This window comes from Enterobacter cloacae complex sp. HYC074_NIDB (assembly GCF_056673345.1).
Genome location: NZ_CP114214.1, coordinates 4,472,872 through 4,490,272, shown reverse-complemented (window position 1 = coordinate 4,490,272; position 17,401 = coordinate 4,472,872). Strand labels below are relative to the sequence as shown.

At 53.5% G+C, this 17,401-nt stretch carries 19 protein-coding genes; 9 read left to right on the top strand and 10 right to left on the bottom strand.

From position 1 onward, the window contains the following. Positions 1–8 precede the first annotated feature (8 nt). Both O1724_RS21890 and O1724_RS21885 read right to left on the bottom strand, forming a co-directional pair. Positions 9–746, bottom strand: coding sequence for a peptidoglycan DD-metalloendopeptidase family protein (locus O1724_RS21890; protein ID WP_000287499.1), 738 nt, complete (start codon positions 744–746; stop codon positions 9–11). Positions 747–1,020: 274 nt separating this feature from the next. Then, on the bottom strand, positions 1,021–1,470 hold the full coding sequence (locus O1724_RS21885) for a hypothetical protein (protein WP_001023231.1): 450 nt from the start codon (positions 1,468–1,470) through the stop codon (positions 1,021–1,023). A 234-nt stretch (positions 1,471–1,704) separates the two neighbouring features. On the opposite strand from O1724_RS21885, the gene pcoA reads away from it, so the two are divergent. The 8 genes from pcoA (at position 1,705) to O1724_RS21845 (ending at position 10,010) form a co-directional block, all read left to right on the top strand. Further along, positions 1,705–3,522 carry a multicopper oxidase PcoA gene (gene pcoA / locus O1724_RS21880; protein WP_000925243.1) on the top strand — a complete coding sequence of 606 codons (1,818 nt, stop codon included), beginning with the start codon at positions 1,705–1,707 and terminating at the stop codon, positions 3,520–3,522. Positions 3,523–3,527: 5 nt separating this feature from the next. Next, positions 3,528–4,418: a copper resistance outer membrane transporter PcoB gene (pcoB, locus tag O1724_RS21875; protein ID WP_001378118.1), complete on the top strand. Its 891-nt coding sequence runs from the start codon at positions 3,528–3,530 to the stop codon at positions 4,416–4,418. A gap of 39 nt (positions 4,419–4,457) precedes the next feature. Then, a complete protein-coding gene (gene pcoC, locus O1724_RS21870; protein ID WP_000025662.1) occupies positions 4,458–4,838 on the top strand; it encodes a copper resistance system metallochaperone PcoC in 381 nt (126 codons plus the stop codon). A gap of 55 nt (positions 4,839–4,893) precedes the next feature. Beyond that, positions 4,894–5,772, top strand: a complete 879-nt coding sequence (pcoD, locus tag O1724_RS21865; protein ID WP_229692861.1) for a copper resistance inner membrane protein PcoD — start codon at positions 4,894–4,896, stop codon at positions 5,770–5,772. A gap of 54 nt (positions 5,773–5,826) precedes the next feature. After that, a complete protein-coding gene (gene pcoR / locus O1724_RS21860; protein ID WP_001188930.1) occupies positions 5,827–6,507 on the top strand; it encodes a copper response regulator transcription factor PcoR in 681 nt (226 codons plus the stop codon). After that, positions 6,504–7,904: a copper resistance membrane spanning protein PcoS gene (gene pcoS, locus O1724_RS21855; protein ID WP_001211180.1), complete on the top strand. Its 1,401-nt coding sequence runs from the start codon at positions 6,504–6,506 to the stop codon at positions 7,902–7,904. The genes pcoR and pcoS overlap by 4 nt, the downstream gene beginning before the upstream one ends. 217 nt (positions 7,905–8,121) lie before the next feature. Further along, positions 8,122–8,556: a copper resistance system metallochaperone PcoE gene (gene pcoE, locus O1724_RS21850; protein WP_000723069.1), complete on the top strand. Its 435-nt coding sequence runs from the start codon at positions 8,122–8,124 to the stop codon at positions 8,554–8,556. A 428-nt stretch (positions 8,557–8,984) separates the two neighbouring features. Next, positions 8,985–10,010 carry a TerC/Alx family metal homeostasis membrane protein gene (locus O1724_RS21845; RefSeq protein ID WP_414539597.1) on the top strand — a complete coding sequence of 342 codons (1,026 nt, stop codon included), beginning with the start codon at positions 8,985–8,987 and terminating at the stop codon, positions 10,008–10,010. 60 nt (positions 10,011–10,070) lie between these two features. Here O1724_RS21845 and O1724_RS21840 read toward each other — a convergent pair whose 3' ends face one another. From O1724_RS21840 to O1724_RS21830, 3 genes are all read right to left on the bottom strand, one after another. After that, positions 10,071–10,733: an HAD family hydrolase gene (locus O1724_RS21840; protein ID WP_003861228.1), complete on the bottom strand. Its 663-nt coding sequence runs from the start codon at positions 10,731–10,733 to the stop codon at positions 10,071–10,073. 106 nt (positions 10,734–10,839) lie between these two features. Continuing rightward, positions 10,840–11,634 carry an SDR family NAD(P)-dependent oxidoreductase gene (locus tag O1724_RS21835; protein WP_022651983.1) on the bottom strand — a complete coding sequence of 265 codons (795 nt, stop codon included), beginning with the start codon at positions 11,632–11,634 and terminating at the stop codon, positions 10,840–10,842. Between the two features lie 32 nt (positions 11,635–11,666). Beyond that, positions 11,667–12,548, bottom strand: coding sequence for a LysR family transcriptional regulator (locus tag O1724_RS21830; protein ID WP_023314988.1), 882 nt, complete (start codon positions 12,546–12,548; stop codon positions 11,667–11,669). 99 nt (positions 12,549–12,647) lie between these two features. On the opposite strand from O1724_RS21830, the gene O1724_RS21825 reads away from it, so the two are divergent. Further along, on the top strand, positions 12,648–13,154 hold the full coding sequence (locus tag O1724_RS21825) for a phenolic acid decarboxylase (protein ID WP_003861232.1): 507 nt from the start codon (positions 12,648–12,650) through the stop codon (positions 13,152–13,154). Between the two features lie 60 nt (positions 13,155–13,214). Here O1724_RS21825 and acpT read toward each other — a convergent pair whose 3' ends face one another. The 5 genes from acpT to O1724_RS21800 are packed head-to-tail and all read right to left on the bottom strand — an operon-like array spanning position 13,215 to position 17,401. Then, the gene (acpT, locus tag O1724_RS21820; RefSeq protein ID WP_023323849.1) at positions 13,215–13,808 is read right to left on the bottom strand and encodes a 4'-phosphopantetheinyl transferase AcpT; all 594 of its coding nucleotides are present in this window, start codon (positions 13,806–13,808) and stop codon (positions 13,215–13,217) included. A gap of 2 nt (positions 13,809–13,810) precedes the next feature. Then, positions 13,811–15,040: a beta-ketoacyl-ACP synthase gene (locus tag O1724_RS21815; RefSeq protein WP_023314986.1), complete on the bottom strand. Its 1,230-nt coding sequence runs from the start codon at positions 15,038–15,040 to the stop codon at positions 13,811–13,813. Next, entirely contained in the window at positions 15,037–15,768 is a 732-nt protein-coding gene (locus tag O1724_RS21810) for a 3-ketoacyl-ACP reductase FabG2 (RefSeq protein ID WP_126297159.1), read from the bottom strand. Before O1724_RS21810 ends, O1724_RS21815 begins: the two co-directional genes overlap by 4 nt. Continuing rightward, the gene (locus tag O1724_RS21805; RefSeq protein ID WP_023323848.1) at positions 15,762–16,235 is read right to left on the bottom strand and encodes a hotdog family protein; all 474 of its coding nucleotides are present in this window, start codon (positions 16,233–16,235) and stop codon (positions 15,762–15,764) included. The genes O1724_RS21810 and O1724_RS21805 overlap by 7 nt, the downstream gene beginning before the upstream one ends. Further along, positions 16,235–17,401 carry a beta-ketoacyl-[acyl-carrier-protein] synthase family protein gene (locus tag O1724_RS21800; protein WP_126297158.1) on the bottom strand — a complete coding sequence of 389 codons (1,167 nt, stop codon included), beginning with the start codon at positions 17,399–17,401 and terminating at the stop codon, positions 16,235–16,237. The genes O1724_RS21805 and O1724_RS21800 overlap by 1 nt, the downstream gene beginning before the upstream one ends.

The window sequence follows — 17,401 nt, the reverse complement described above, 5'->3', positions numbered from 1 at the left end:
TCCCGTTATCAGTCCAGGTATCGTTCGTAGTCTCTGGCATGCGCAAAGGCATGCTGTTCGAGTTTGTTATCAGCGGGTGCCGATGCCCGGAACGCCAGTGAATTAACAGGATTGTTATTGATGACCAGCTCGTAATGTAAATGAGGACCGGATGAACGTCCGCTGTTACCGGATAACGCAATAGCACCTCCCCGGGTAACTCTGGCCCCTTTAGTAACGAGTATTTTATTGAGGTGGAGATAGCGAGTTTTAACACCGGCTTTTCCCGTTACTTCAACAAAATATCCCATGGTACTGTTGTATTCGGCCCGGGTGATTTTTCCGTCGATGACGCTGACTATTTTCGTGTTCATGGGCATGGAATAATCAATGCCATTATGGGGACTCACTTTTCCCGATACCGGGTTAAGTCTTGCAGGATTGAAAGGTGAACTGAGTCTTGCTGTGGCTGGTAACGGATAATCGAGACTGCCTTTCCCGGAAGTATCGGAAAGATTATAGAACTTTTTGTCTGATATACGATACGCCGTGTAATTAAATGAGCCGGACGTAAATTTATAAGCCACTACACGTGATTTTCCCGCTTTCTTTTGCAGTACGAGTTTTAATGATTCATTTTTTTTCAAATGCCGAAGATTAAAGCGGGAAGGCAAAGAGCGCTGAAGGATAGCGATCTCGTTCGATTCCAGCCCCGAGCGGGTGGCTGAAAGGTAAGCATTTTCTTTTACGACATCGGTAGAATACATTTACTGGAATTCGCCGTTAGCATGAACACTGCGGCGTATGCTAGGGGTTTTCAGGAGGCGTGTCATCTGCCAGTTAATCGGGAGCACCGTTGATGGTCGTCATTTTTGTAACATATCTTGTTTCCCGTTTGCTCCTGAAGATCTGGGAACTGTATGACCAGCCTGACGGTGATGATTAACGGGACTGAAACAGGTTACGGCAGAGCAATATGGGGCTCATGTCCTGCTACGTAACCCGTCAGTAAAGCCCTGCTAAGCACTAACCCGCCTGCAGTTACCTCGAGGAATACAGGCCGCGAAGCTTTCTTGCCTGTGTCTGATGAGCTTCCGCACCGGCATTATTGACCTGCTCATGCACGAGGGCGGCTTTCTCTCCGGCATTCAGTTCGTTAAAAGAAGAAGAGGAGGTCTTTGAATTTGCACCACTGTCGGACAGCATTTTTTTATGTTCCTCAATCATTTTCTGATGTGCATAGGACGCGCTGTTGTTCATAAATGAATGAGCAACAATGGCCCTTTCATGTTCATTCATTTCAGAGAATGAGGGCGTGTTGTTTTTATTAACCCTGTCCGGTAAGTTTTCATGCGTCGAGGAATTCACATGACTGACGGCTGAGGCATTATTAACAAATCGATGTGCTTCATGGGCAATATCACTGGACTGAGCAAAAGCTGCCCCACAAAATAAAGCTGTAAACGCAGTGGCCGTGATTAATATATTCATGTGTAATTACCTTCTGAGGTACATAAAAGATGTCCTTATGATCATATATAAAAATAATCAACCTGTGGGGAAGATGACGTAAATGTAATACAGCTATGTACATTACACGATTGTAATGAATTTGTTTCTTAAGGTGTGCTAGATTCATTTCATTGTAAGTGGATGAACCAGTAATTTAATTTAAATCGGTTCTCGAATTCTGTCAGTAACCATACTTTAAATAAGGGAATGCGCATGCTGTTGAAAACGTCTCGACGAACTTTCCTGAAGGGGTTAACCCTCTCTGGCGTAGCCGGAAGTCTTGGCGTATGGAGTTTCAATGCGCGTTCCAGTCTGAGCCTGCCAGTTGCCGCATCCCTGCAGGGTACTCAGTTTGACCTGACCATTGGTGAAACGGCCGTCAATATCACGGGCAGTGAGCGTCAGGCCAAAACAATCAATGGAGGCCTGCCGGGGCCCGTTCTTCGCTGGAAAGAAGGTGACACCATTACCCTGAAGGTCAAAAACCGTCTTAATGAACAGACGTCCATTCACTGGCACGGCATTATTCTTCCGGCCAATATGGATGGTGTTCCGGGGCTGAGTTTTATGGGCATAGAGCCTGATGATACCTACGTTTACACCTTTAAGGTTAAGCAGAACGGGACTTACTGGTACCACAGCCATTCCGGTCTGCAGGAACAGGAGGGGGTATACGGTGCCATTATCATCGATGCCAGGGAGCCAGAACCGTTTGCTTACGATCGTGAGCATGTGGTCATGTTGTCTGACTGGACCGATGAAAATCCTCACAGCCTGCTGAAAAAATTAAAAAAACAGTCGGATTACTACAATTTCAATAAACCAACCGTTGGCTCTTTTTTCCGCGACGTGAATACCAGGGGGCTGTCAGCCACCATTGCCGATCGGAAAATGTGGGCTGAAATGAAAATGAATCCGACTGACCTCGCGGATGTCAGTGGCTACACCTACACCTATCTCATGAACGGGCAGGCCCCGCTGAAAAACTGGACCGGACTGTTCCGTCCCGGTGAAAAGATACGCTTACGGTTTATCAACGGCTCGGCAATGACCTATTTCGATATCCGTATCCCCGGGCTGAAAATGACGGTCGTGGCTGCAGATGGCCAGTATGTAAACCCGGTTACCGTTGACGAATTCAGGATTGCCGTTGCCGAAACCTATGATGTCATTGTGGAGCCTCAGGGTGAGGCCTATACCATCTTCGCACAATCCATGGACAGGACCGGTTACGCTCGAGGGACACTGGCCACGAGAGAGGGGTTAAGTGCTGCCGTTCCCCCCCTCGATCCCCGTCCTCTGTTGACCATGGAAGATATGGGTATGGGGGGAATGGGACATGATATGGCAAGAATGGACCACAGCCAGATGGGAGGCATGGATAACAGCGGAGAGATGATGTCTATGGACGGTGCTGACCTTCCGGATAGCGGGACATCCTCCGCGCCCATGGATCACAGCAGCATGGCCGGTATGGATCATTCCCGGATGGCCGGAATGCCGGGTATGCAAAGTCATCCTGCGTCAGAAACGGATAACCCACTGGTTGATATGCAGGCGATGAGCGTCTCTCCGAAATTAAATGATCCGGGTATTGGTCTTCGAAATAACGGAAGAAAGGTTCTCACGTACGCGGATTTGAAAAGCCGCTTTGAGGATCCTGACGGACGTGAACCTGGCCGTACCATAGAACTGCATTTAACCGGCCACATGGAAAAGTTTGCCTGGTCATTTAACGGAATCAAGTTTTCAGATGCCGCACCGGTGCTGCTGAAATACGGTGAGCGGCTCAGGATCACGCTGATCAACGATACCATGATGACTCACCCCATTCACCTGCATGGTATGTGGAGCGATCTGGAAGATGAAAACGGTAATTTCATGGTTCGTAAACACACAATAGATGTTCCCCCTGGTACAAAACGCAGTTACAGAGTGACAGCAGATGCGCTTGGCCGCTGGGCGTATCACTGCCATTTGCTCTATCACATGGAAATGGGAATGTTTCGTGAAGTCCGGGTGGAGGAATGATGCGAATGAAGAGAAATTTGAAGGCCATACCTGTTCTGGTCGCCGGTTTGTTTACCTCACAGCTTTCTATTGCGGCGGGCTCCGTCTCTGCAGATCCCCACGCCGGGCACGACATGTCTGCCATGCAGATGCCAGCAGATGAGAATTTCACTGAGATGACGTCAATGGAGCCCATTGTAACTGAGAGCAGAACGCCAATTCCGCCTGTTACCGATGCCGACCGGAAGGCTGCATTCGGCAATTTACAGGGGCATGCGATTCACGACAGTGCGATTAATTATCTGGTTCTGCTGGATCAACTGGAATGGCAACGGTCGGATAACACCAACAATTTCAGCTGGAGTGTTAACAGCTGGATTGGAGGCGACACAGATCGGATTTGGCTAAAGAGTGAAGGTGAACGAAGCAATGGGGAAACGGAGGCGGCTGAAGCGCAGTTACTCTGGGGACATGCGGTTGGCCCATGGTGGGATTTGGTTGCGGGTGTCAGGCAGGATTTCAGACCTGCTTCTGCCCGGACCTGGGCTGCTGTCGGTTTTCAGGGGCTGGCACTCTATAATTTTGAGTCTGAAATTACGGGTTTTGTCAGTAATGGCGGAAAAGCAGCCCTTCGTCTGGGAGGAGAATACGACGTTTTACTGACTAACCGGCTCATACTCCAGCCATCCTATGAGGTGAATTTCTACAGTCAGGATGATGAATCGCGGGGTCGCGGCAGGGGACTGACTGACACAGAGCTGGGGCTCCGGCTGCGCTATGAAATACGCCGTGAGTTTGCACCCTATATAGGCGTTTCCTGGAATCAACTTTACGGGAAAACATCCGATATGGCGAAAAGAGAAGGTGAGAAAGACCATCAGGTAGTATTCCTGGCGGGAGCCAGAATCTGGTTTTAACGCACTGATATAAAACACTCAACTAAACAGGTAAATAAAATGTCGATTTTAAATAAAGCCATTCTTACAGGTGGCCTCGTTATGGGCGTTGCTTTCTCTGCTATGGCCCATCCGGAATTAAAAAGCTCTGTGCCACAGGCTGATTCAGCCGTAGCGGCCCCGGAAAAGATTCAGCTTAATTTCTCGGAAAATCTGACCGTGAAATTCTCAGGTGCAAAATTAACGATGACGGGTATGAAAGGCATGTCATCACATTCTCCGATGCCGGTCGCGGCAAAAGTGGCGCCAGGCGCTGACCCTAAATCGATGGTCATTATTCCGCGAGAGCCTTTACCCGCTGGCACTTATCGTGTTGACTGGCGCGCGGTTTCTTCAGATACGCACCCTATTACCGGTAATTACACCTTTACAGTGAAGTAATATTATGAACGACCTGATTATGATTGTTATTCGTTTTCTTCTTTATCTGGATTTGATGGTAATATTTGGATTGCCATTTTTTCAGATATATGGAATAAGCGGTGTCAGACATGAAACCTATAACCTGACTAATTTCAGGTCGTTTATAACCTTTGCTGTTGTTACAGGCATCATTCTTACTGGCATTAATATGCTCCTGGTATCTAATGCCATGAGTGGAGTAACTGACCTCAGAGAATTATCCATCCATGTTATCGAGATGGTGATAGAAGAAACTGATGTGGGTATTAGCTGGATTGTCAGGCTCTGTGCCCTGTTTACCACACTCGGTGCTTTGTTCCTTTACACTAATAAGAGAGTATTGTCCTGCCTGCTGATGACGATGAGTGGGGGCGTGGCGCTGGCTACACTTGCCTGGGGAGGACACGCCGTTATGCATGACGGTCTGCATTACTATCTCCATTTACTGAGCGATCTGACCCATCTCGGCGCTGCAGGTGCCTGGACAGGTGCTCTGGTTGCATTTGCTATCCTGCTGATGCGCAGAAACGAGCATAATGCACAGAGCGTCATTGTGATATCTGACTCCCTGGCAAAATTTGCCACGGCAGGAACGGTGATTGTTGTAGCCCTGATCCTGAGTGCGCTGGTCAACTATCTGTATATTGCTGAGGGTAACTTAACTCCCTTATTCAACAGTTCCTGGGGGAGGATATTGCTTGCCAAGACGGCTCTGTTTGTTCTGATGCTTCTTCTGGCTGCAGCAAACCGGTTTCACCTGGGTCCCCGGCTTGAAGTTATGGTCAGGGAAGGGAATTATGATCGCAGCGTTGCCCTGATGCGAAACAGCATCCTGACAGAATTCGTTGTTGCGATTATCATTCTGGGCGCCGTAGCGTGGCTCGGAATGCTTGCTCCGTCTCAGGTCAGCTAGGGGACAGCCAAAGCTCATGCGTGAGATTTTTACTTTCATATCAGCGAGTTGACCATGCAGCGTATTTTAATCGTTGAAGACGAACAAAAAACAGGTCGTTACCTGCAGCAGGGACTGGTTGAGGAAGGCTATCAGGCCGATCTCTTTAATAATGGCCGCGATGGTCTCGGGGCCGCGTCGAAGGGACAGTATGATTTGATAATACTGGACGTGATGCTGCCTTTCCTCGACGGGTGGCAAATCATCAGCGCACTGAGGGAGTCCGGGCACGAAGAACCGGTCCTGTTTTTAACCGCAAAGGACAACGTGCGGGACAAAGTGAAAGGACTGGAGCTTGGCGCAGATGACTACCTGATTAAGCCCTTTGATTTTACGGAGCTGGTTGCACGTGTAAGAACCCTACTGCGCCGGGCACGCTCGCAGGCCGCAACAGTCTGCACCATCGCCGATATGACCGTTGATATGGTGCGCCGAACCGTGATCCGTTCGGGGAAGAAGATCCATCTCACCGGTAAAGAATACGTTCTGCTTGAGTTGCTGCTGCAACGCACCGGAGAAGTGTTACCCAGGAGTCTTATCTCGTCCCTGGTCTGGAACATGAATTTTGACAGTGATACGAATGTGATTGATGTCGCCGTGAGACGTCTGAGAAGTAAAATTGATGATGACTTTGAGCCAAAACTGATCCATACCGTTCGCGGTGCCGGATATGTCCTGGAGATCAGAGAAGAGTGAGGTTCAAAATTTCCCTGACCACACGCCTGAGCCTGATTTTTTCTGCGGTGATGCTTACGGTATGGTGGTTATCAAGTTTTATCCTGATTAGCACCCTTAATGGCTATTTCGATAATCAGGACCGCGATTTTCTGACAGGTAAACTTCAGCTCACCGAAGAGTTTCTTAAAACAGAGACGTTCAGGAACAAAACGGATATTAAGTCATTATCAGAAAAAATAAACGATGCGATGGTGGGGCACAATGGCTTATTCATTTCTATAAAAAACATGGAAAATGAAAAAATTGTTGAACTCTATGCCAAAAATTCTGTTGTTCCAGCGGTCCTGCTTAATAAGTCGGGTGATATTCTCGACTATATGATCCAGACGGAAGAAAATAACACCGTGTACCGCAGTATCTCGCGGCGGGTTGCCGTGACGCCGGAACAGGGTAAAAGCAAACATGTCATCATTACGGTTGCCACGGATACTGGGTATCACACCCTGTTTATGGACAAACTCAGTACCTGGCTGTTCTGGTTCAATATCGGTCTGGTCTTTATTTCTGTTTTTCTGGGCTGGCTGACCACACGTATTGGTCTGAAACCGCTACGGGAAATGACCAGTCTGGCTTCCTCCATGACCGTACACAGCCTGGATCAGCGTCTAAATCCCGATCTGGCTCCGCCGGAAATCTCTGAGACCATGCAGGAGTTCAATAATATGTTTGATCGCCTGGAGGGGGCATTCCGGAAACTGTCAGATTTCTCGTCTGACATCGCGCATGAGCTGCGCACACCAGTCAGTAATCTGATGATGCAGACGCAGTTTGCACTGGCTAAGGAAAGGGATGTTTCGCATTACCGCGAAATTTTATTCGCTAACCTGGAAGAACTGAAAAGGTTGTCACGAATGACCAGTGACATGCTTTTTCTGGCACGTTCAGAGCATGGTCTGCTGCGGCTGGATAAACATGATGTGGATCTGGCAGCCGAACTGAATGAATTACGTGAGTTGTTCGAGCCCCTGGCAGACGAAACAGGAAAGACAATCACGGTTGAAGGAGAGGGCGTTGTTGCCGGAGACAGCGATATGCTCCGACGTGCTTTCAGTAACCTGCTTTCCAATGCAATCAAGTATTCTCCCGATAACACCTGTACAGCGATACACCTTGAGCGTGACAGTGACTGTGTGAACGTGATGATTACGAATACGATGTCCGGCCAGGTTCCCGCTAATCTGGAACGTTTGTTTGACCGGTTCTATCGCGCAGACTCATCAAGGTTCTACAACACGGAAGGCGCGGGGCTGGGCTTATCAATTACAAGGTCGATCATTCATGCTCACGGCGGCGAGCTGTCAGCAGAACAGCAGGGGCGTGAAATTGTGTTCAAAGTGCGCCTGTTAATGGATTAATCCCGTTGTTCAGGAGAAACCTGGAAGGTGACAAAATTGTCATCATTCAGTCACGCGATAAACAGAGGCGGTTTTTTATAATTATTCATAAATCAGGAGCAGCGTGATAACACAATCACCTGGTTCCTGGAGTGATGATTAACCCGCCCTGAGATCAACTGCTTTCTCTGTTATAAGCCATTGATTGTTTGGGTATGTAAACACCGGAGACCCAACCATGAAAAAGATTCTCGTATCATTTGTTGCAATTATGGCTGCCGCTTCATCTGCCATGGCTGCAGAGACAATGAACATGCATGACCAGGTAAATAATGCACAGGCACCTGCCCACCAGATGCAGTCATCTGCTGAAAAAAGTGCAATTCAGGGAGACAGCATGACAATGATGGATATGAGCAGTCACGATCAGGCCGCAATGTCCCATGACATGATGCAAAACAGCAATTCTGCTGCCCACCAGGACATGGCTGAAATGCATAAAAAAATGATGAAAGCTAAACCCGGAGCTACCAACGAAACAGCAAAGTCATTTTCTGAAATGAGCGAGCATGAGAAGGCCGCAGCTGTACATGAGAAGGCGAATAATGGTCAGTCTTCCGTTGTTCACCAGCAGCAGGCTGATAAGCATCGCAGTCAGATCACCCAGAATTAACCCGCAGCTCCACTTGTTAGACCCTCATTTGACGCCGAAGTCACTGGCTTACGCTCCCGTCCGGGAGCGTTTTTTTTCCCATATATCAAACTTTAACTCTGAAGAGGTGGAAGTATCTGACCAACACTGTCACGTAACGCCAGATAACTACAAAAACACCTTTTTCCTCCTGTAAATTGCAGTTCCTGCAAGAACATCAAGACATAATGTTGGAACAGCGTGTGATACACACTTAGCATCATGTTTTGTATGTGTTTTTTTTAAAACTTTACAACTTTAAAGTCTTTTTCAGGTTAAAGGATACAACTTTAATGTCTCTACACAGCTGAAAAGAACGGTTAATATTTATTTTTTAGCGTGATGCCTCCTTAACGGGCCCACGCTTTTTATTGTGTGCATGGTGTTTTGTCTTCTTAAAAGGGTTGTCTATGTCTGCTGCTCATCTCGGTTTCCCGACGGAAACCGTTGTTGTCTTCGTCGTGATGGCCGTTGGGGCGATGTTTATCGACCTCTTCATGCACCGTCACGATAAACCGATCTCGTTGAAAAGCGCGGTTATGTGGTCCATCTTCTGGGTCATGATGGCGATGGCCTTCGCCGGATTTTTATACGTGCACCACGGCGCGGAGAAGGCCAGTCTGTTCCTGACCGGCTATGCGCTGGAAGAGGTGCTCTCCGTCGACAACCTGTTTGTGATGATGGCGATCTTCGCCTGGTTCGGCGTGCCGGATAGATATCGTCACCGCGTGCTCTACTGGGGCGTGCTCGGGGCGATTGTGTTCCGCGGTATTTTTGTTGCCATCGGCACCAGTCTGTTGAGCCTGGGGCCGTATGTTGAGGTCATTTTTGCGCTGGTCGTCGGCTGGACGGCGGTGATGATGCTGAAACGCAATGAAGAGAGCGATGAAGTAGAAGATTATTCCAACCATCTGGCGTACCGCCTGGTGAAACGCTTCTACCCGGTGTGGCCAAAAATCAGCAGCCATGCGTTTATCCTGACCCAGAAAGAGGTGGATGCCGAACTGGAGAAGCCTGAAAACAAGGATGTAATGGTAGGCCGCGTGAAGAAGGCGAAGCGCTACGCGACGCCGCTGCTGCTCTGTGTTGCGGTGGTGGAGCTGTCCGACGTGATGTTCGCCTTCGATTCCGTACCCGCAATCATTGCCGTCAGCCGTGAGCCGCTGATTATCTACAGCGCAATGATGTTCGCGATCCTCGGCCTGCGTACCCTCTACTTTGTGCTGGAAGCGCTGAAGCAGTATCTGGTGCATCTGGAGAAAGCGGTGGTGTTACTGCTGTTCTTCGTGGCGTTCAAGCTGGGGCTGAATGCGACCGACCACTTCTGGCATCACGGTTATAACATCGGCGCCACGGCAAGCCTGTTTGTGGTGCTGGGGGTACTGGCGCTGGGGATTATTGCGAGCGTGATGTTCCCGGGAAAACGTGAGGCCTGATGTACCGCTTTTCTCCCTCTCCCTGTGGGAGAGGGCCGGGGTGAGGGCACCGGGCCGCACCTAACCCTTAATTGGTGAATTTCGGCGCTTGCTCGGATGATGAAAATGCCGCCAGTGCGGATCCTGCGCCGCCGCCAGCAACTCGTGGTCGCCACGCGTGTCGCCCCAGGCGCGCAGGTGATACGCGTTCAAATCCCCATACACCTTCTCCAGCCTCGCCACCTTCTGGGCACACCGGCAGTTGTGGCCGGTGATCCGCCCGGTCAGCTTGCCGTCTTTCACTTCCAGCTGCGTGCCAATCAGCTTAATGCCGAGCTTATCGGCCCACGGCTGCAATACCAGCGCCGGGGAAGCAGAGCAAATCGTCACTTCCGCACCGGAATTGACCTCGTTGGCGACGGCCAGCACCCCTTCCGGGCGCATCAGCTTGTTCCAGTATTTTTCACAGAAGGCTTCCGCCTGCTGACGTAACCAGTGCTCATCCACCCCCGTCAGGAAGGTTTTGATCAACACCTCTTTCAGCTCATCTCGCGTCAGCTTGCGGCGCACACAGTGCAGCGTAGGCAGGGCCATGCGCACCAGTCGGCCAGCAAAGTAGCGCTTGCCAAAGGCAAAGCGCAGGAACGGGATAAAACTGTCGTGGTGCGTCAACGTACCATCAAAGTCAAAGACAGAGAGCACGCTGGACTTCGCCACGGCTTCGTCGGCAATCATATTGGTCATAAATACGTCTTAGCTGAAATACACATTCTGTTCACTAGTTTACCTGCTTTACCTTCATAGTCCTTATATCAGGTCGCATTTTTTCCTGAACCTGTGGCCTGACGGGTCAAACTATGTCATCCACCACGCCACCGTCAACGCGCAGCGCCGCGCCGGAAGTCGCGGAGGCCTGCATGGAACAGACATACACCACCATATTCGCCACTTCTTCTACCGTTGCGGCGCGCTGAATAACCGAGCTGGGACGATTCTCCATCACGAACGCTTTCGCCAGCTGCTCCAGCGATTTACCGGTTCTTTCGATTTCGTCTTTCATCATCGCGGCAAAACCGTCCGACATTGTCGGGCCCGGCAGTACGCTGTTCACCGTCACGCCGCTGCCTGCCACGAACTTCGCCAGACCGCGCGCCAGCGAGAGTTGGGCGGTTTTTGTCACGCCATAGTGGATCATATCCGCAGGAATATTGCAGGCCGATTCTGACGAGATAAACACTACCCGACCCCAGCCCTTTTGTACCATGCCGGGCAGCAGGGCACGGGAGAGGCGCACACCGGACATCACGTTGGTTTGCCAGTAGCGTTCCCAGGTCTCGTCGTCGGTGGAATAAAAATCCTGCTGGCCATAGATCCCAGCGTTATTCACCAGAATATCGACGTGCGTGGCGACCCTGAGCAGTTCGTCAACGCCCTCCTGCGAGCTCAGGTCGGCGATGGCGGCACGGACCTGTACGCCAGGCACCACCTGCTGTAGCGCCTGAATGCCTTTATTCACCGAGTCGACGCTGCGTCCGTTTACGATCACTTCCGCACCGCTCTCCGCCAGCCCGCGGGCGATGGCAAACCCAATACCGCCGGTGGACGCGGTCACCAGCGCTACTTTCCCCGTTAAATCGATTTTCATCGTTCACTCCTTGTCGTTTTATGGTTCAAAACTTAAAGCGTAGCAGTTGACGATGACGGCTCCTGCTTAAAAAGGCGCAACAGCGTCTCAACCTGCTCGTCCAGCGGGCTGAGGGAGCGTTTGACGATGAGGTGCAGCGGCGTGGCGCGACGTACGCCGTGGCTGAGCGGCAGCGTTTTAAGGATGCCCTGCTGGAGCGGGGTCTGAATGCGTTCTTCCGGTAACCAGCCGTACCCAACCTGATACATCACCGCTTCGATCGCGGCATCGATAGTGGAGAATGTCCACGACTCCCCGGTGGGGTGAGTGGTGGGCTGGCTGTCTGCGATCTGAATGCGCGGCCACGGCCGTAGCATCTCGTCATTAAGCGGCGTATCCAGCGAAAACAGCGGGTGCGCGTGATGCGCGACGGCAACAAAATCGATATTCATCAGCCATTCGCCCAGGCCGGTAATGTCCTGGCGGCGGGTTAAGACCATCACGTCGGCTTCATCATTGAGCGCATCTGCGCGGCTGTTTTCCAGAACCTCGGTAAGCCGCACCTGCGTTTGCGGGTACAGCTGCTGAAACTGGCGCAAAATCGCGAACAGCCGGCTACGCGGAAAAATACTGTCTACCATCAGGTCGATACGGGTTCGCATCCCGCTGCGCAGGGTCGCAGCGCGCGTTTCAACATAGGCGAAGGCTTTCAGCAGCGGTTTAACCTGATTCAGCAACAGCTCACCCGCCGGGGTTAGCACGGCACGCCGTCCCTCTGTCATCAGGAGCGCCACGCCCAGCCGCTCCTGCAAAAGCGACAGGTTATAGCTGACCGAGGACTGGCTGCGGTAGGTCTCTTCCGCCGCCTTAGCGAAGCTGCCAGCCTCGATGACTCTCTCCAGCAAGGCCCACTGTTCGAGCGTCGTCTTGTGCATAATTAATCTAAATTTTGGATGAATTTGATTCAAACATAGCGTTATTCATTCATTTTTTGAAGGGGTACGATCGTTTCATCAAAACAAAGGAGACATCGTATGAGCACCTTCGATAAACATGATTTAAGCGGCTTCGTCGGCAAACATCTTGTATATACCTACGATAATGGCTGGAATTACGAAATTTACGTTAAAAACGAAAACACCCTGGACTACCGTATTCACAGTGGTCTGGTTGGCAACCGTTGGGTGAAAGATCAGCAGGCCTACATCGTCCGTGTTGGGGAGAGCATCTATAAAATTTCCTGGACGGAGCCAACCGGTACTGACGTGAGCCTGATCGTGAACCTGGGCGACCGCCTGTTCCACGGCACCATCTTCTTCCCGCGCTGGGTCATGAATAATCCGGAAAAAACCGTCTGCTTCCAGAACGATCACATTCCGCTGATGAATAGCTACCGTGATGCCGGACCAGCGTATCCAACCGAAGTGATTGATGAATTTGCCACCATCACCTTCGTGCGTGACTGCGGTGCGAATGACGATAGCGTGATCAATTGCGCGGCCAGCGAGCTGCCTGCAAACTTCCCGGAAAATTTAAAATAAGATCGAGAACAACGTGAACGGGACATCGGCCATGTTGGTTTTAACCGGCATGGCCGTTTTTTATGCCGCAGGAACACCGGAGTAAGTAACCGCTTCCGCCGTTAAGGTGAAAGGCGTAGGGGTACAGACCGCCAGGCTCAGCGAGCCGAAGCGTAGCTGACTGACCGGGAGCGACTGGGCGGTGCTGTCAATGCTGACTATCTGCCACGCGCTGCCGCCACGCTGTTTGACGATTGCCTCTTTGCGTGTCCAGATGCGCCAGAATGCGGAAAGCTGCTCTTCCGGCGCTTCACGTTCCAGCTCGTCATGTTCGGTGAGGCTGAAAACGGCATTTGCCAGCGCCTGCCAGTTCTCCCGCGGGCGGATCACTTCGATATCGCAGCCCACTTCACCTTCATCGCTCATCAGCAGGGCAATATCGTCCCCGCTGTGGCTCAGGTTAAACCACAGCGGATGGCCGTTAGCGAAGGCCGGTTTTCCCTGCTCGCCGTAAATTATCTCGGGAAGGGGCGAGGGGGATAAGGTTCTGGCGAGCAGCGTCCGGCCTGCAAGCCAGGAAGCGTGTCGTGCACCCTGAGGTGCCATGTCTGCGAGCGTTGACGCCAGCGGGTCCGCGCTAAGGGTGGAGATCTTTCCCAGTACAAACTGGTACATAGTTACGCCCAGCGTTTAATGATTATCGAGGTATTGATGCCGCCAAAGGCAAAGTTATTGCTCTGAATAAATTCGCAATCAATCGGGCGGGTTTCCCCCATAATATAATCTAAAGCGCCGCATTGCTCATCCGGTTGTCTTAAATTGAGCGTCGGCGTGAACCAGCCCTCCCGCATCATGTGCAGACTCAGCAAGGCTTCCAGCGCGCCGCAGGCTCCCAGGGTATGACCGAAATAACTCTTTAAGGATGAGATGGGCACGCTGTCGCCGAAAATGGCGGCGGTCGCCTGACTCTCGGCGATATCCCCGCGATCGGTTGCCGTGCCGTGGGCAGAAATGTAGCCAATGTCCTGAGGGCCAAGACCCGCCATCGCCAGCGACTGCTCCATACACACCTGCATGGTTTCACGCTGGGGCTGGGTGATGTGCGCCGCATCGCAGTTGGTGGCAAAGCCCACGATCTCGCCATAAATTGTCGCTCCGCGTGCTCTGGCGTGATCCAGCGCTTCCAGCACCAGCGTACCCGCCCCTTCGCCAATCACCAGGCCATCGCGCTGAACGTCAAACGGCGAAGGCGTGGTTTTTGGCGCGTCGTTACGCTGGCTGGTGGCAAACAGGGTATCGAAAACCGCCGCTTCCGACGGGCACAGCTCTTCCGCGCCGCCTGCCACCATCACCGTCTGGTAGCCGTGACGAATCGCTTCCCAGGCGTAGCCAATCGCCTGGCTGCCAGAGGTACAGGCGCTCGAGGTGGGGATCACCCGTCCGCGCAGGCCAAAGAACAGCCCGGTATTCACCGCCGTGGTGTGCGGCATCATCTGCACATAGGTGGTGCCGGTGATGTTGTGGGTGTGCTTTTCGGTGAGCATGGAGGCAAACTCGCTGACCGGCCCGGTGCTGCCCGTCGACGAGCCGTAGGCGATGCCGGTCTGACCGTTGGTCAGCACCGCGTCGTCGATTAGTCCCGCCTGCTCCAGCGCCAGCTCGGTGGCGCGGGTAGAGAGCAGCGACACGCGGCCCATGGCGCGAATGCGCTTACGGGTATAGTGAGCGGGGAGAGTGAAGTCTTCAATCGGCGCGGCGAGCAGGGTTTGCAGGCCGTCATACGCCTGCCACTCCGTCATGGTACGCACCGCATTTTCATACTTGCGCAGACGGCGCGAGATGGTCGGCCAGTCCTCGCCGAACGCGGTGACGCCGCCCATGCCCGTAATCACTACCCGGCGGGTCATAGCATGCCTCCGTTAATCGAAATCACCTGACGCGTCACATAGCCTGCTTTATCCGACATCAGGTAACTCGCCAGCCCCGCGACCTCCTCGGCCTGGCCCATACGCTGCATCGGGATCATCGACATCGCCGCGCGCAGTGCGGCTTCGTCCATTTCGATCATGCCGGTATCGATCAGCCCTGGCGCGATGCAGTTGACGGTGATTTTGCGTTTTGCCAGCTCGGTGGCGAGCGCTTTGGTGGCGCCGATGATCCCGGCTTTCGCCGCGCTGTAGTTCACCTGCCCACGGTTGCCCATAATGCCTGACACCGACGACAGGGTGATGATCCGCCCGCCCTTGCGGGTGCCGATCATCGGCATAATGCAGGGATGAATGACGTTATAAAAACTGTCGAGATTGGTGTGGATCACGCTGTCCCAGTCATCGTCGCTGAGCGCAGGAAATGCGCCGTCGCGGGTAATACCGGCGTTACTGACCACGCCATACCACGCGCCGTGGTCAGCGATCTCCTGTTCCAGCACCGTGCGGCACTGCTCGCGGTTGCCCACGTCGAAGGTGAGTAAACGGCCCGCGCCGCCTGCCTGGACAATCGCTTCCAGCGTCTCCTGCGCGCCCGCTTCATCACGATGGTAATGCACGCCGACGGTGAAACCGTCCGCCGCAAGCTGAAGGGCGATAGCGCGGCCAATGCCTTTGCTGGCGCCGGTGACCAGTACGGATCTCATGATGGTGTTCCCTGGTTGAAAAGTGTGGTTAATTCTTCCTCGCTCGGCTGGAAGGTGTTCACGCGGCCCGTGGCGAGGGAGACACTATCCGCATGAATGGTGCACTCGAAGCTGCCAAAGCGTTCATCCTGCATCAGACGTTCGATGGTGATGGTCAGCGTGCTGCCTGCGGCAAAATGCCCTGCGTCGCACACCAGCTCGCGCGCGCCCAGCACCATGCCCAGCGCACAGTGCGGCAGCCCTTTTTGCATCCGGTGCCATTCAGACCAGACGCCCACGGTCTGGGCCATCAGCTCCAGCGCAAACCAGCCAGGCAGGTTGCCGTCCGCGTCCAGGAACGGGGCCAGAACGCCCCGTTCGTTCACCGTCACGCTGCAAACGGCGCGGTCATCGGTGACGCTTTCCACGCTCTCAAGCAGCAGCATCGGCGTGTCGTGAGGAAGATAATCCCCGGGAGGTAAGTAGTGCATCATACTCTCCCCAGCAGAAGGCTGGCGTTGTTGCCGCCAAACGCGAAGGAGTTTGACAGGATCACCGGTTTATTCAGCGGTGCGCTCTGGTGCAGTAGGCCGAAGGCGGGCAGGGTGTCGTCCGGCGCGTAGCGGGAAAAATCCTGCGGCGGCAGCGGCAGGCTTCGGGTCAGGATCAGCCAGCTCAGGGCGGCCTCGGTGATCCCCGCGGCGCCCAGCGTGTGGCCGGTAAGATGTTTCGTGGAGCTGCACGGCACGCGGGCGCCAAAGAGATCGTGGATCACCTGCGCCTCAATGCGATCGTTCAGCGGCGTGGCGGTGCCGTGCAGGTTGATATAACCGACGTCCGCCGCCGTCATGCCCGCCTCGTTCAGCGCCTGGTTGATGGCGCGGATCGCCCCTTCACCCTGCGGATGCGGGGCGGAAATATGGTACGCATCGCTGGATTCCCCCGCGCCGAGGAGCGCAACCTCGCCTGGCTCGCGGGTCAGCACCATCAGTGCCGCCGCTTCGCCAATGTTGATCCCCCGACGGTGGCGGCCAAACGGTTCGCACAGGGTCGGGGAGAAGGACTCCAGGCTGTTGAAGCCGTTGACCGGCATGCGGCTCAGGCTGTCGGCCCCGCCGACGATGGCGACGTCCACCAGCCCGGCGTCGATCAGGCGTCGACCGCTGATGATCGCCCGCGCGCTGGAGGAGCAGGCGGTTGAGATGGTATACGCCGGGCCGTCCAGCGCAAGCCAGCTGGCGAGAAAGCGCGACGGATCGCCCAGCTCCTGCTGCGGATATTGCCACTGCGGGCTGCGCTCGCCGTTCTGCGCGCGGCGCACGTACTCATCACCCTCGTCCAGTCCGGAGGTGCTGGTGCCCAGCACAACCGCCACGCGGTCTCGCCCCACGCGCGCAATGGCCGTATCGACGGCGGGCCGGATTTGCGCCAGCGCCGCCAGCAGCAGCTGGTTGTTGCGACTTCGATGCGCAGAAAAAGGCCCGGGGACAGGGGGAAGATCACCCTCCACCCCGCCCAGCACGGCCTCGGGTAAGCCCTGTAGCCAGCCCGCACGCTGGCGCATCCCGGGGGCCACGCCAGCGATCAGGTTCGCCGCTATTTCATCAGCCGAGTTGCCGAGCGCGTTGACCATGCCAACGGCAGAAAGGTAAATCAT

Excerpts from the sequence above, each read along its gene's own strand:
- O1724_RS21830 (WP_023314988.1), bottom strand. The coding sequence starts at position 12,548 with ATGCACAAGACGACGCTCGAACAGTGGGCCTTGCTGGAGAGAGTCATC.
- O1724_RS21815 (WP_023314986.1), bottom strand. The coding sequence starts at position 15,040 with ATGACCCGCCGGGTAGTGATTACGGGCATGGGCGGCGTCACCGCGTTC.
- O1724_RS21840 (WP_003861228.1), bottom strand. The coding sequence starts at position 10,733 with ATGACCAATATGATTGCCGACGAAGCCGTGGCGAAGTCCAGCGTGCTC.
- O1724_RS21800 (WP_126297158.1), bottom strand. The coding sequence starts at position 17,401 with ATGATTTACCTTTCTGCCGTTGGCATGGTCAACGCGCTCGGCAACTCG.
- O1724_RS21890 (WP_000287499.1), bottom strand. The coding sequence starts at position 746 with ATGTATTCTACCGATGTCGTAAAAGAAAATGCTTACCTTTCAGCCACC.
- acpT (WP_023323849.1), bottom strand. The coding sequence starts at position 13,808 with ATGTACCAGTTTGTACTGGGAAAGATCTCCACCCTTAGCGCGGACCCG.
- pcoC (WP_000025662.1), top strand. The coding sequence starts at position 4,458 with ATGTCGATTTTAAATAAAGCCATTCTTACAGGTGGCCTCGTTATGGGC.
- O1724_RS21805 (WP_023323848.1), bottom strand. The coding sequence starts at position 16,235 with ATGCACTACTTACCTCCCGGGGATTATCTTCCTCACGACACGCCGATG.
- O1724_RS21825 (WP_003861232.1), top strand. The coding sequence starts at position 12,648 with ATGAGCACCTTCGATAAACATGATTTAAGCGGCTTCGTCGGCAAACAT.
- O1724_RS21835 (WP_022651983.1), bottom strand. The coding sequence starts at position 11,634 with ATGAAAATCGATTTAACGGGGAAAGTAGCGCTGGTGACCGCGTCCACC.
- pcoB (WP_001378118.1), top strand. The coding sequence starts at position 3,528 with ATGAAGAGAAATTTGAAGGCCATACCTGTTCTGGTCGCCGGTTTGTTT.
- O1724_RS21885 (WP_001023231.1), bottom strand. The coding sequence starts at position 1,470 with ATGAATATATTAATCACGGCCACTGCGTTTACAGCTTTATTTTGTGGG.
- pcoR (WP_001188930.1), top strand. The coding sequence starts at position 5,827 with ATGCAGCGTATTTTAATCGTTGAAGACGAACAAAAAACAGGTCGTTAC.
- pcoE (WP_000723069.1), top strand. The coding sequence starts at position 8,122 with ATGAAAAAGATTCTCGTATCATTTGTTGCAATTATGGCTGCCGCTTCA.
- pcoD (WP_229692861.1), top strand. The coding sequence starts at position 4,894 with ATGGTAATATTTGGATTGCCATTTTTTCAGATATATGGAATAAGCGGT.
- O1724_RS21845 (WP_414539597.1), top strand. The coding sequence starts at position 8,985 with ATGTCTGCTGCTCATCTCGGTTTCCCGACGGAAACCGTTGTTGTCTTC.
- pcoA (WP_000925243.1), top strand. The coding sequence starts at position 1,705 with ATGCTGTTGAAAACGTCTCGACGAACTTTCCTGAAGGGGTTAACCCTC.